This window comes from Brevibacillus sp. Leaf182 (assembly GCF_001423865.2).
Lineage (GTDB): Bacteria > Bacillota > Bacilli > Brevibacillales > Brevibacillaceae > Brevibacillus > Brevibacillus brevis_C.
On record NZ_LMPN02000019.1, the window covers coordinates 13,589 to 25,804 of the forward strand.

Consider the following 12,216-nt stretch of genomic DNA (forward strand, 5'->3'; position numbering starts at 1 on the left):
CCTCCTTTCAATCAGACATGTTCGTTTCGCCCGTCAAATAATAGATCGCGATCTGGGTACGGTGTTCAAGCGCTGTTTTATTCAAGATGGAAGTAATGTAATTCGCAACTGTTCCCTCGGAAATAAACAGCTTCTTGGCGATTTCCTTGTTCGATAGCCCTTTGGCGATCTGCTTCATGACATCGAGCTCCCGTTCCGTAAATAAGCTTTGGTCGATTTTGCTTTCGGTAGGGATGGCTGCTGTCATTTTGGGAGAAACGGTAGTGGACACGGTATCCGCACTCTTCCCTGTATTCAGGTTCATTTTGATCTTATCCAGGACGACATCCTGTAGCACATGATGGTTGTTATAGACACTCTTGATGGCATCTCGAATGCGGTTGGGATCATTGTTTTTCAATAAATAGCCGCGTGCACCCGCTTGTATGGCCTCGAGGACAAATTCGTCATCGTCGAATGTGGTCAAAATGAGCGGTTTGACCGTAGTATCGGCAGTCAGCACACGAGTCGCTTCCACTCCATTCATGTTCGGCATCCGAACGTCCAAAAGCGCGACGTCTACCTCGTTCTGTTTACAAAATGTCACCGCCTCGACCCCATCCTCCACACTCCCCACCACTTCAAACTCCTCGAAGCTCGTCAGGATGATTTTCATGCCTTCCCGTATAAACGAATTGTCGTCTGCGATCAACACTTTGATTTTCAAAGCAGCTTGCCTCCCGTCGAACAAACCCTCGACCGCATAAAGCGCGGACGTATATATTTTTCCCAATATTACCACTGTCCCGCTTTGCTTCACAATTGTAGAATCTCGCCCCCAATTGTTCTTACTTTCAGGTCACACATGGAAAAATTAACACTTCGAAAATATATAGACACGATCGCGCTACGTCAGTATGATAAATTACCTAAGCTCTCGTAACCAACATACCGGGGCCAATTTTTTGAATGGAATACTCTATGGAGGGGAATTTGTGGAAACAGCACAACTAAATAAAACGGCTTGGAACAGTGGGGCTTATCAAGCGTGGTTAAAACGCTTTGGAACACCTGCTGAGGCAGCGGCCAAAATTAAAGAAGACCCCCAAAAGCGAATCGGTAAAGTTTATGAGCACATGGGGGATATTCGCGGCAAAAAGATAATCAATTTACTCGGTTCAAATGGAAACAAAGCCGTTGCGCTCGCCTTACTAGGTGCCGACGTGACCATTGCCGATTTCTCTTATGAGAATGAGCAGTACGCCAAAGACTTGGCCGCAGCTGCCGACGTTGACCTGACTTACATCGTATCGGATGTATTGCAGCTACCTACAGATGTATTGTCTGGTGAGTATGATCTCGTTTTTATGGAATTCGGTATTCTTCATTACTTTTTGGACTTAACCGAATTATTCCAGGTGGTCAACTCGCTCCTGAGAAAAGGCGGCGTGCTCGTCCTCCAAGATTTCCATCCGGTATCCACAAAACTCATTTCCTCACGCGGAACGACTGCTACTATCCGCAAACATAAAGTAACAGGCGATTATTTCGACACCTCGCTTGAGGAAAAGGACATTGCTTTCTCCAAATTTCTTTCGAACGGCACAAATGTCACTGAATCAAAAGTTATGTTACGCCATTGGACATTAGGGGAAATCGTTACGGCCATTGCAAACAAAGGGCTGTTCCTAAAAATGCTGGAAGAGCTCCCGAATCTCTCCTCGGAGGTTTTTGACAAAGGAATCCCGAAAACCTTTACGATTATCGCCGAGAAATTATAATGAACGTTTGCCATCATCTTATTAAATTCCTACTACCGAACAGAGGAGATTTTCTCTCCTCTTTTTCTTTCACCCCCTTATAGACTGACGGTCAGTCGTATGGTAATCTGTATCCAACCACTTACTGACAATCAAAGGAGGCGCCGATGAAACGAATCGTGAAAGACCCTACAACACGGCGAGCAGAAATATTGGAAGCCGCCGGGGAGCTATTTCGAAATCAGGGTTATGTCCATACAACCGTGGATGCGATCATTCAAAAGGTGGGCGTAGCGAAAGGAACCTTTTATTACTACTTCAAATCGAAGGAAGAGATCCTCGAAGCATTTGTCCAATCCATGGTCGATACGCTTTGCCAAGAGTATAAAAAAATCGCAGATGACTCTTCTTTACCTGTCATGGAGAAGGTTCGCCAGATGCTGCGCAGCCAAAGCCACCCCATCGACAAGCAAGCCGAATGGATGGAAAGCTTGCATCGCCCTGAAAACAGAGAGCTTCACGAGCGTCTGAACATCGCCATTATCTTAAAAATTGCCCCTGTCCTTGCGCAAGTCATTGAACAGGGAAATAAAGAAGCTGTCTTTCATGTCGAGAATGCCTTGGAGACCGTTCAGTTCCTCCTCGCTGGCTCACAATTTTTAATGGAATCAGGCATTTTTCATTGGGAGCAAGCGGAACAGACGAAACGATTACAAGCCATGCAGGTGATTATTGAAAGATCACTGGGAGCTGCGCCGGGGTCCTTCTCGTTTCTGTAATGGATGATAAGGAGGAAAGACAATGAACGCTCATGACAAAGCCTTTCGCAGATTCCTGATCATTTGGTCGGGGCAGATGTTTTCAGCCATTGGAAGTGGACTTACTGCTTTTGCATTGGGTGTCTTTGTTTTTCAACAGACCCAATCTACCATGAGCTATTCGTTCATCATTCTCTTTTCTTTTCTCCCCTCCTTCCTCTTACTTCCCTTTAGCGGGGTGCTGGCAGACAGATTTGACCGCAAGAAAATGATGATCATTGGCGATCTCGGTTCCATAGCTGGTATCTTGTTCATCTTGCTTGTCATGCTGTCCGGGCGTATAGAATTATGGCACATCTATTTGGGGGTTGGCATCAGCTCGATCTCTGCTGCTATTCTCAACCCAGCCTTTAAAGCAGCCGTCTCCGATCTTGTTTCGGAAGAGATGTACTCACAGGCAAGCGGGCTCATCCAACTGGCAAGTTCAGCCCCATATCTTATTTCTCCACTGGTTGCAGGTTTTCTTCTTAGTGCTTTTGATATCCAGCTCGTCTTACTCATCGATATCATGACCTTCCTTCTAGCTGTCGGCGCCGTACTGATGATTATGAAACACGATGCCACTCCCCAGAAACAGGAAAGACAAAGCTTTTTTCACGAAATGTCTGAAGCCTTCCGCTATCTCCTTTCAAAGAAAGGGGTTTTCTCATTAGTTCTGTTAATGTCTGTCGTTTGCTTTTACATCGGGCTGCTGCAATCGCTTTTTGGGCCAATGATGCTGACATTAACTGATTCCAAGACGCTCGGTATTGCCCTCTCTGTATCTGCATCAGGCATGCTCGTCAGCAGCCTTTTGATCGGACTTTTCGGTATGGGAAAGAGCAAGGTGTTCATGCTGTCCTTCTCTCTCGTACTTGCTGGCTTGTTTTATGCCCTGATGGGTGCGTTTCCTTCCGTTTGGCTGATTACGGTTTTTGGCTTCCTCTTTTTCATCACACTTCCCTTTGTGAACACGAGCCTCGAAGTTCTCATTCGAACGAACGTCGAGAATGAACGGCAAGGCAGAGTATGGTCGATGATCACGGCTATTTCGCAAATCGGGTTCGTACTGGCATTTGGGTCGGCAGGATTTTTGGCGGATCATGTATTCAATCCGTTGTTTGATCCAGATCAATTGCTGGGCCAAACGGTCGGTCAGGTCATCGGAACGGGGGCGGGCAGAGGAATTGGCTTTCTGTTTGTTCTCTCTGGCGTACTTGTGGCGTTACTGGGAATCGTAATCGGACGTGCAAGGAAGATACGGGATTTGGAAGGAATGACAGTGAAAGGTATCCATTCGTACAAATAAAAATATTTTCTCAAAACCTATGCAACATATTCATATTTTCCTCCGTCTTGAATGTCGAGTTCATGAGACTTACACCTAGAAGGAGGAAGATTCAAATGAAAAAAGCTATATCTACTTCGTTGGTTGCTATTCTACTCGCAACAAGTGTACCTGCTGCTCTGGCGGCTGACCTGGAGAGCAAAGGAAATGGAAATGGGAAAGGCAAACCAGAAGTAAAGGCAGAAGCAAAAGATAAATCGAAAGAAACTTCTGTCAAAGAATCTGATACCGATACCGATAGCGACGATGAGAACTCAACCGAAGCTAGCACAGAAACCAACATCAAAGACGTAAAATTGAAAAAACAGCTAATCGAGCTTCGCCAAGAGCTCAAGCATACGGCTGAAATCACGGAAGATCAAAAAGCAAAATATGAGCAACTGGTAGCTGAACTGGAAAAAACCACTGACAAGCATGGAGCTTTGGAAGTTCAGCTTGAGCTTCTTCAGCGCACGTACCAAAAAGGAGATCACACACCATTCAAAAAGCTTGGAGAACTCCTTGAGGATACAGGCTCGACAGAAGTGAAAGCATTCGTAGATGGAAAACAGGTACAAGCGGATGTGGCACCTTTTGTAAAAGGTGGAAGAGCTTTGGTGCCTGTGCGTGCCATCAGCTCCGCATTGAAAGCGGAAGTGAACTGGAAGCCAGAGACTCGTACCGTAGAAATTACGCGTGGCGAAAAATCTATCACGCTGTACCTCGATAAAAAAGAAGCAACGGTAGACGGGAAAACCATTTCTCTGGACACTGCACCTGTACTGAAAAATGGACGTGTATTCCTGCCTCTGCGCTTCATCAGTGAACAACTGAACGCGGAAGTAAAATGGCAAGAAGAAGGCAAAATTGTCATCATCGACGACCTTCAAGCCTCTAAAGAATCGGAGCAGAATACAGACTCCAACGATACATCTGCAAAGTAATACAAGCAAGAAGCCCTCACATAGCTGAGGGCTTTTTCCCCTCAGTTCCCCTGGCTCATTTGGCATAGAAAAAAGATAGTGGTTCTCATTAGCTCCTCTTGGCTATGAGATCCGCTATCTTTTTTTGTTTTTCCCATTACTTTTTTGCCCATGACTTTGTGGGAGGATAGCGGCATTTGCCTCTTTTCTGCGCCTGAAAACAAGCTTTTTTCCCCTATAGTTAGTCCAGTCATGTCCAAGCGGTATTCATAAAATATGGTATGAACACGAAGGAGGTGGATGTATGTCTTGTGGTTGTAAGGATGGAGAAAAAAAACACGAGATTGAAAAAGATTGTGACACAGACATAGAAAAGGATTTCGACAGAGACGTGGACGAAAATTTTGACCGCGACCATGATCGTTGTCGTTGTGGCCGCCGCCGCTGCCGCCGTCGTCGTCGCTGCCGGTTTTGTTCCTTCTTCCGTCGCCGTCGTCGCCGCTGTCGTTTTTGTTTCTTCCGCTGTCGTCGTCACCGCCGTTGTAAGTAGTGTTCTTCTAATAATAATGAAAAAACGTCCGAATCATTTGACTCGGACGTTTTGCTTTTGCTACGCCCCAAACCTCTGGCGGTACCCGCATCTTCTGCATAATTCCTCGACGGCTTCCCTGCGAGCCCGCTCGCCATCCACAATATTGGACCGAGACCATTGCATCCGTCTCTACCATCGCCCATGCGGTTTCTGTAGCAACCTGTTACGTCCTCATCTCCGCCACTGTCGGTTTTGTTGCATCCGCTGCCGCCGCTGCTTGTAGCGTCACTCACCTGATTAAGAAAACGTCCGAATCGTGTTTTTCGGACGTTTTGATATTCTATTCTTTAGCTTTTCAGCTTCATATTCTGTAATCACTAAAACGAATTAATCAACTTTAACCATGATGAAACGAAATGTTCATCTAGTTTAATATAGAGCGATATGTAGTAACATAGGTTCCCACAGAAATCATTGAGAAATTTTGCAAAAGACCGTATAAAAAGCAATAATCCAAGTGTTTTACTTATTCGAAATAAGGGAATATATACCAAGTATTTTGTTATGATTACGTGTACGTCTATATTCTTTGAGAAATCAACCCTTTCAGTAAGATTTTTTTACTTAATAAGATTTTGTCTTAGATCATGTAATAATTCTATCCATTTTATATGATTCCGTATTTTTGGGGGATTGGATAATGCAAAACGTTACAATTGAAGAGAAAATAGTGAGGATTTTCCCATTTACACAGAGTATTTTTATAATCATAAATGATTCAAGAATTAAGTTTGTATTAAACCTTTTGAGAATAATAAACGCAATTGGGCTTACCGTAACATTATTTGGCTTTATATTCTATTCACTTGGCTATTCATTTTTGTATGGATACTATTTTGGGGGAGAAAATAGTTCCTCTATATCTACGTTAGACATGATTATTTATCCAGTTCCCTTTAGCCTTACCTCAGTTCTCCTAGTAAGTATGATATTAAGTGCCGGAGTAATTTTTTTTATTCTTGTTGTAAAAGGTATTATTAAGTTATTTAATGATCTAAAAAATAAACGCGGGAAAGAAGTTATCATTGCTTCAATAAGTTTTGTTGTATTTATATTTTTTCTTCTAACTGGTCTACATATTGGTTTATCGATATTTTTTGTGAGTGGTTTTACTGATTTAATGGACAAAGCGAAAGAATTTATTATAGTTTGGTTGGCACCTTTGTTAATTGCAATAACCTTATTAGCATTTTTAAGACTTAGTATGAATCCAATTTCTTCGTTTTCTGGAATCTTATACGGAATAGTTTCGTTATACATATCTGCAAAGTATTTAAATATTGGAAAAGAATACATTTTCCTGAGTTTCCTTCCAATGATTACGTTTGCTATTATTCTTTCTTTTTTTGAGAAGTTTATTTACACATCTAGACTATACAGAACTTTTATTTGCTTTCCTTTTCCAGCTATAATTTTTATTGTGGTCAACGGTTCACTTGAATTTAAGATATCCGATACATGGTTATTAGTCTTATCTATTATTATTTCTATTATTATTTCTAGAATGTACAAACTCAAAGATACTGAAATACAAAAGAATAATGGAGATGATCCCGTTATTACTGTTATTGAGGCTTTTTCAAATAAATGGTGGGGTTTTAGTATTCTTATAGTTCTTACTCTCTATATGGGGACATTGATTACTACACTTGTTGCAACTGCTGGAGAACATGTTAGGAGTAATACTCCAACTAGGTCTTTAGTGACTATAAAGGATGAAAAAGCAAACATAGCTATCAGAGGTAAAATTGTCGCAGTGAAAAATGACATAATCTATATTTCAAATGAACAATGGAAACTAGAAATTATCAAAGACACTCCTATTAGAACCTGCTGTGAAGAAAATACGCCATTAAAAACACTGAGTTTGGAAAAGTAATACTTACATGTTCTGACTTAAGTAACTTAAAGATAAATTTATTATCACGTAAGCGTTGATCTTTAAGACACAATAATATCAATCTAAAGATAAGGAGTTACATTGGTAACTCCTTACTCATCTCCCTACCCAAAATTAAGCTCCAAACCTCTGGCGGTACCCGCATCTTCTGCATAATTCCTCGACGGCTTCCCTGCGAGAAAATCCATCTATCAGGTTATTGGCCCGCTCGCCATCCACAATATCAGTGAAAGAGGTCTGATTGATATTCCCTAGATTAATAACCCCTTCCCCATCGAGACAGCACGGCACAACTGTTCCATTTTCGAGAATCGCCGCCTGCGAGCGTAGGCCATGGCAAAAGCCTTTTCCATCATCCTCAGGCGCTGTCAGACTCGGCCACTGGAATTCGTAATCTTGGTTCAAATACACACGATCATCGATTTTTACCCCGCTGCCCGGCATTACTTTTTCTTCAATTCGATAGTCCAGCCCAAATTCTTTTTCAATCACTTCGAGCGTCTGGCGGTTTCTACTCTTTTGAATGTTCGTGGCGTTATCCTGTGTCAAATTCCACAGACGGAAAGAAAAAATCACTTGATGCTCCTGCGCTTCTCGAACAAATGAAAGAATTTCCCGCAAGTAACCTTCGCGGTTGGTTGAGCCGATATGTCCATCAAAGCTGTGAAGCGAGAAATTCATTTGTCGGAGCGCAGGCTTGCCTAGCAATTTATGCCGATTTTTCGCGATCAGCGTTCCATTTGTGGTGATATTGACCTTGAAGCCTTTCTCATGACTGATATCGAGCAGCTCATCAATTTTGGGATGAAGAAGCGGTTCCCCTTTGACGTGCAGGTAAATGTAATCCGTGTGCGGTTTGATCTCATCCAGCCTTTTCGCAAAGTCTTCTACTTTAATAAAACTTTTACTGCGCTCCGTTGGCGGACAAAAGGTACAGGCCAGATTGCACACGCTGGTGATTTCTATATAGACTTTCTTAAATGTTTTCAAGATGTTATCCCCATTCCAGATGCCTATGAATTTACGGCAGTCGTTTGTTGCTACAAACATAGTAACATAGGAGTCCTCAGATTAGGGCAATATACGGTTCTGTCTAATAATCCCTATTCAGCAAACAGGAATTATTTTCTGATACAATATACAGTAGGGGCTGCCGACTCATCCCCTTCCTTTTTCATAGTCCTCTTTTAGCATTCCGTATATCTCTAGATCCACGATTCCTTTTCCCGACCATAGCGTTGCTTGTCTGAATGTTCCTTCCTTCATGAAGCCATTCTTCATCAATACTTTCTTGGAGTTCTCATTCGGAGGCATCACTTCCGCCTGTATTCGGTTGACCTTGACATCCATGAACAAAAAGTCGAGCAATATGCTTACCGCTTCCGCCGCAATCCCTTTTCCCCAATGCGCTTCGGACAAAAAGTAGCCAATCGTCACCATGTTTACCCTTTGATGAAAGTCGAAAGCTTCGATAATGCCAAGCAAATGATCCGGGTTATCATTGGCGAATATCCCCCATTTGATCCTGGATTTTTTCAGATAGTCTCTCTCAAAATGCCCGATCATGCTTTTCACAGTCGCTTTATTATGCTTGGGGATAATGCCGCAGTATGCAAATACATGGTCATTGCTGTAGATTTCAAATACTTCGTCCAAATGCTGCTCTTCGATTTTCTTCAAGGTGAAACGATCTGATTGTAAAATGGGAAACTGGTTAAAAAGTACGTCAATGTTCATGATTTCAGCTCCATCTTTTGAGATTACCTAACTTCTTAGTTTTTCCAACACAGCTCTTTTTCCTCCTTATCCACGATCATCATTCATTTCAAGAAGAGTAGATAGACAGCCATAATCCCTGAATCTGCAAGAATATGACTGACAATCGAACCCATCAGTGATGTGCTCTTGTTTCGCATATATCCCCAAATCATTCCCGCCAAAAATACTGGCAAAATCATCGCGATATTATACGGCCAGCTAAACAAAGGAATGATGGAGAGGAAATGATACAGACTGTAAAACAATGACGTCAGCAAAATCATGGTTCGCTTTGTCTGTTTTCCTTCCAGCTTTTTAAATAAATATCCTCTCCAGTAGATTTCCTCAAGAAACGGGTTGATCACCAGCAAAACAAGGATAAGCCAAACGACAAGATTGCCTGAGAAATCCCATTGTACCAATAAATTTTGCAGATCCTCCTTATCAAACAAAAAGCTGTGAAAGAAATATCCCGCAAGAATCATGGTGAGAAAGAAAAGAAATCCAGTCAAAATGCCGTGATACATATTGGGGCGGTTAATTACCAATCCCATTTGCCTGAATGTGTCCCGCCATGTATTTCTTTTCAAAACGATCATGTCCACAAACGGAATCGCAAACAGCCACCCGTAAAAAAGCAAAAACGTTATGGGCACACTACTCATGACTTGTAAACCCAAAAAGATCATAATCGTTGGCCCTAGAAATAACAGAACATGCTTCATCATATCCCCACCAAATCATGGCTTGTTTTTACTAACAAGATTGTAGCGGGGATCACAAAAAGCGAGTAGTACCAACTTCGCGTAGTACCAAAAAAAACGAGGGCATGGATCACTCCAGCCCTCGTACTTATTTATTTCTATCCAATCATTTAAATGAGCATCCCTGCAATCGTTGCGCTCAACAGATTCGCCAAGGTTGCTGCAACTACTGCACGCAAGCCCATCTCCGCAAGGTCTGATCTTCTTGACGGAGCAAAGCCGCCCAAGCCGCCAATGACCATAGCCAGCGCAGCCAGATTGGCAAAGCCGCAAAGCGCGAAGCTGATGATCACAACGCTTTTTTGCGACAAATTCGCAATCTCAGGAGCAAAAGCCGTGTACGCGACAAATTCGTTGAGGACAATCTTTTGCCCGATGAAAGAACCGGCTTTTAGCGCTTCCTCCCATGGAACCCCGATCATAAAAGCAATCGGCGCGAACACGTAGCCTAAAATGTGCTCAAGCGTCAACGCTTCTATTCCCACTAACCCGCCAAGCCAGCCAATAATCGAGTTCAGCAAGAAAATCAACGAAATAAACGCGAGCAACAGTGCACCGACACCAGCAGCTACTTTTAGCCCGTCTGAAGCTCCGCGAGCAGCCGCGTCAATGACGTTTCTGGACTCTGTATCTTTCATGACTTCCACATGTTCCACTCTTTGTGGCTGTTCTGTTTCGGGCATTATCATTTTCGCAAGCAACAAACCACCCGGCGCTCCCATGAATGCGGCGGCCAGCAAATATTCAATCGGAACCCCGAGCATCGCATACCCACCGATCACCGAACCCGAAACGCACGCCAGTCCGCCTGTCATTACAGCAAACAGCTCGGACTTGGTCATTTTCTCAATATAAGGCTTTACAACAAGTGGGGCTTCAATTGGACCCAAGAAAATATTTGCAGAGGCTGACATGGATTCGGTTTCGCTCGTTTTGAGCACCCGAGACAAAAATCCACCGATGATTTTCGTCGCCCACTGCATGATTCCGAGATAATACAGGACCGAAATCAAGGATGAGAAGAAGATAATGATCGGCAATACTTGCAGGGCAAACGTAAAGCCTGCATTCTGTGCACCGAGTATCCCGCCAAACAAGAACTGGATTCCGGCATTCGTCGAATCAATGATGCTTTGTACGATCGACGCCAAGTACTCCAGAAGCTTTTTCCCAAAATCCCATTTCAGTACGACCAAAGCAAAAATAAACTGAATCGCAAACGCACCAATGACCGTTCTCGGATGAATTGCTTTCCGATTTTTCGAAAACGCAATGGCTATTAAAAAAATGCCCAGGATGCCGAGAACTCCCCAAATGTATTGCATGAACGTATCCTTTCTGTATCGCCAGCTGTGTCGATATCTAAGATGACTTGCTTTGTTCTAGATCGCTTTTTTCGCTAATTCTGTCATGTAATCAAAGAATGCATCACGATCTACGTCATAAACCACATGTACAGGGCGTCCGTCAGCCGTCTCAACAGTTCGGCCTTGGCTTGCCCCTTCTGTAATCACGATGCTGTTAACCGTTTGAACCTTTACAAGATCACTATTGCCAACAAATGCTGTGGTTAATACATCCCACAGGTAGTAAGTCGAGTTGGTCGAGAAGTGTACGAGCGGCGGCACCATTGCGTAGCATTGACCCAAGAAGTCCACACCGATATGCTTGCGCTCTTTTGCCCAGCGCTCACGAACATCTAGTGTCAGTGGGACCTGGTTCGTGCTCTCCAGTGCGACCAAATCAATCTTCATTCCGCTTTCCCATACGCGAGCAGCCGCTTCCGGGTCCCAGAATACGTTCCACTCTGCTGTTCCATCGTGCTCAGGCTCATGCACGTTTCCTTCTTCGCGGAATGTTCCGCCCATCCACACCAGGCGCTCTACTTTTTCTTCGATAGTTGGATCGATATCCAATGCACGCGCAAGGTCAGTCAAAGGACCGGTAAACAGTAAGGTCGTTTTTCCTTCCGTTGCACGCAGCGTTTCAATAATGTGAAGATGCGCAGGCTTGTCCGCTACTGGCGTAATTACTTCTCCTGATTCATTGAGCAAGGGCAGTGCGTCTACATAAAATGCATGCATGCGCCAGTCCTTTGGAAAGGGATTTTTCCCGCGGGAATTGGACTCTGCTACATCCAAACCGCCTTTCCCAAAACGATCAATGATTTTCCGGCTTGCAAACATCGCTGGTTCCAAGTAGCAATCCGCTGGAATGACAGATACCCCCGTCAGATTCACATTGTCCATTTGGAGCAGCAAGAATAAAGAAATTAAATCATCAACGCCGCCATCATGATTAAAGTAAATGTTTTTCTTCATCATTATGATCTCCAATCTCATACTTGAACTTGTAAAAAGTACATGTAAATCACTATTATTTGGAACCCTTCAAAAAATAATACTAAAGTTTCACT

General features: G+C 43.3%; 12 protein-coding genes and 1 pseudogene. 5 read left to right on the forward strand and 8 right to left on the reverse strand.

What is annotated here, in order from left to right; genetic code table 11:
* Positions 1-7: 7 nt before the first annotated feature.
* Positions 8-706, reverse strand: a complete 699-nt coding sequence (locus ASG16_RS09225; protein WP_056495104.1) for a response regulator transcription factor — start codon at positions 704-706, stop codon at positions 8-10.
* 268 nt (positions 707-974) lie between these two features.
* On the opposite strand from ASG16_RS09225, the gene ASG16_RS09230 reads away from it, so the two are divergent.
* From ASG16_RS09230 to ASG16_RS09245, 4 genes are all read left to right on the forward strand, one after another.
* Complete coding sequence (locus ASG16_RS09230; RefSeq protein ID WP_056495017.1) at positions 975-1,760, forward strand: class I SAM-dependent methyltransferase; 786 nt, start codon at positions 975-977, stop codon at positions 1,758-1,760.
* Between the two features lie 146 nt (positions 1,761-1,906).
* The gene (locus ASG16_RS09235; RefSeq protein ID WP_056495016.1) at positions 1,907-2,518 is read left to right on the forward strand and encodes a TetR/AcrR family transcriptional regulator; all 612 of its coding nucleotides are present in this window, start codon (positions 1,907-1,909) and stop codon (positions 2,516-2,518) included.
* Between the two features lie 22 nt (positions 2,519-2,540).
* Positions 2,541-3,845: an MFS transporter gene (locus ASG16_RS09240; protein ID WP_056495015.1), complete on the forward strand. Its 1,305-nt coding sequence runs from the start codon at positions 2,541-2,543 to the stop codon at positions 3,843-3,845.
* 95 nt (positions 3,846-3,940) lie between these two features.
* Positions 3,941-4,807: a copper amine oxidase N-terminal domain-containing protein gene (locus ASG16_RS09245; protein WP_056495011.1), complete on the forward strand. Its 867-nt coding sequence runs from the start codon at positions 3,941-3,943 to the stop codon at positions 4,805-4,807.
* 229 nt (positions 4,808-5,036) lie between these two features.
* Here ASG16_RS09245 and ASG16_RS30855 read toward each other — a convergent pair whose 3' ends face one another.
* Complete coding sequence (locus ASG16_RS30855; protein WP_198674203.1) at positions 5,037-5,321, reverse strand: hypothetical protein; 285 nt, start codon at positions 5,319-5,321, stop codon at positions 5,037-5,039.
* 75 nt (positions 5,322-5,396) lie between these two features.
* A pseudogene (locus ASG16_RS31615) lies at positions 5,397-5,498 on the reverse strand (SPASM domain-containing protein); the annotation flags it as partial.
* Positions 5,499-6,018: 520 nt separating this feature from the next.
* Here ASG16_RS31615 and ASG16_RS09260 point away from each other — a divergent pair.
* Positions 6,019-7,257, forward strand: a complete 1,239-nt coding sequence (locus ASG16_RS09260; RefSeq protein WP_056495007.1) for a V-type ATP synthase subunit I — start codon at positions 6,019-6,021, stop codon at positions 7,255-7,257.
* 135 nt (positions 7,258-7,392) lie between these two features.
* On the opposite strand, the gene ASG16_RS09265 is transcribed toward ASG16_RS09260, so the two are convergent.
* The 5 genes from ASG16_RS09265 to ASG16_RS09285 all read right to left on the reverse strand — a co-directional run bounded on the left by ASG16_RS09265 (position 7,393) and on the right by ASG16_RS09285 (position 12,121).
* Positions 7,393-8,268 (reverse strand): radical SAM/SPASM domain-containing protein, encoded by an 876-nt coding sequence (locus tag ASG16_RS09265; RefSeq protein WP_048031174.1) that lies wholly within the window; start codon positions 8,266-8,268, stop codon positions 7,393-7,395.
* Positions 8,269-8,436: 168 nt separating this feature from the next.
* Positions 8,437-9,015, reverse strand: a complete 579-nt coding sequence (locus ASG16_RS09270; RefSeq protein WP_056495004.1) for a GNAT family N-acetyltransferase — start codon at positions 9,013-9,015, stop codon at positions 8,437-8,439.
* Positions 9,016-9,098: 83 nt separating this feature from the next.
* On the reverse strand, positions 9,099-9,764 hold the full coding sequence (locus ASG16_RS09275; RefSeq protein ID WP_241970724.1) for a CPBP family intramembrane glutamic endopeptidase: 666 nt from the start codon (positions 9,762-9,764) through the stop codon (positions 9,099-9,101).
* 146 nt (positions 9,765-9,910) lie between these two features.
* Positions 9,911-11,125 (reverse strand): NupC/NupG family nucleoside CNT transporter, encoded by a 1,215-nt coding sequence (locus tag ASG16_RS09280; protein WP_056494998.1) that lies wholly within the window; start codon positions 11,123-11,125, stop codon positions 9,911-9,913.
* A gap of 57 nt (positions 11,126-11,182) precedes the next feature.
* The gene (locus ASG16_RS09285) at positions 11,183-12,121 is read right to left on the reverse strand and encodes a nucleoside hydrolase (RefSeq protein ID WP_048031170.1); all 939 of its coding nucleotides are present in this window, start codon (positions 12,119-12,121) and stop codon (positions 11,183-11,185) included.
* Positions 12,122-12,216: the final 95 nt, after the last annotated feature.

Coding starts and splice junctions, on each gene's coding strand:
- ASG16_RS09235 (WP_056495016.1), top strand. CDS start 1,907: ATGAAACGAATCGTGAAAGACCCTACAACACGGCGAGCAGAAATATTG.
- ASG16_RS09240 (WP_056495015.1), top strand. CDS start 2,541: ATGAACGCTCATGACAAAGCCTTTCGCAGATTCCTGATCATTTGGTCG.
- ASG16_RS09245 (WP_056495011.1), top strand. CDS start 3,941: ATGAAAAAAGCTATATCTACTTCGTTGGTTGCTATTCTACTCGCAACA.
- ASG16_RS09260 (WP_056495007.1), top strand. CDS start 6,019: ATGCAAAACGTTACAATTGAAGAGAAAATAGTGAGGATTTTCCCATTT.
- ASG16_RS09270 (WP_056495004.1), bottom strand. CDS start 9,015: ATGAACATTGACGTACTTTTTAACCAGTTTCCCATTTTACAATCAGAT.
- ASG16_RS09275 (WP_241970724.1), bottom strand. CDS start 9,764: ATGATGAAGCATGTTCTGTTATTTCTAGGGCCAACGATTATGATCTTT.
- ASG16_RS09280 (WP_056494998.1), bottom strand. CDS start 11,125: ATGCAATACATTTGGGGAGTTCTCGGCATCCTGGGCATTTTTTTAATA.
- ASG16_RS09285 (WP_048031170.1), bottom strand. CDS start 12,121: ATGAAGAAAAACATTTACTTTAATCATGATGGCGGCGTTGATGATTTA.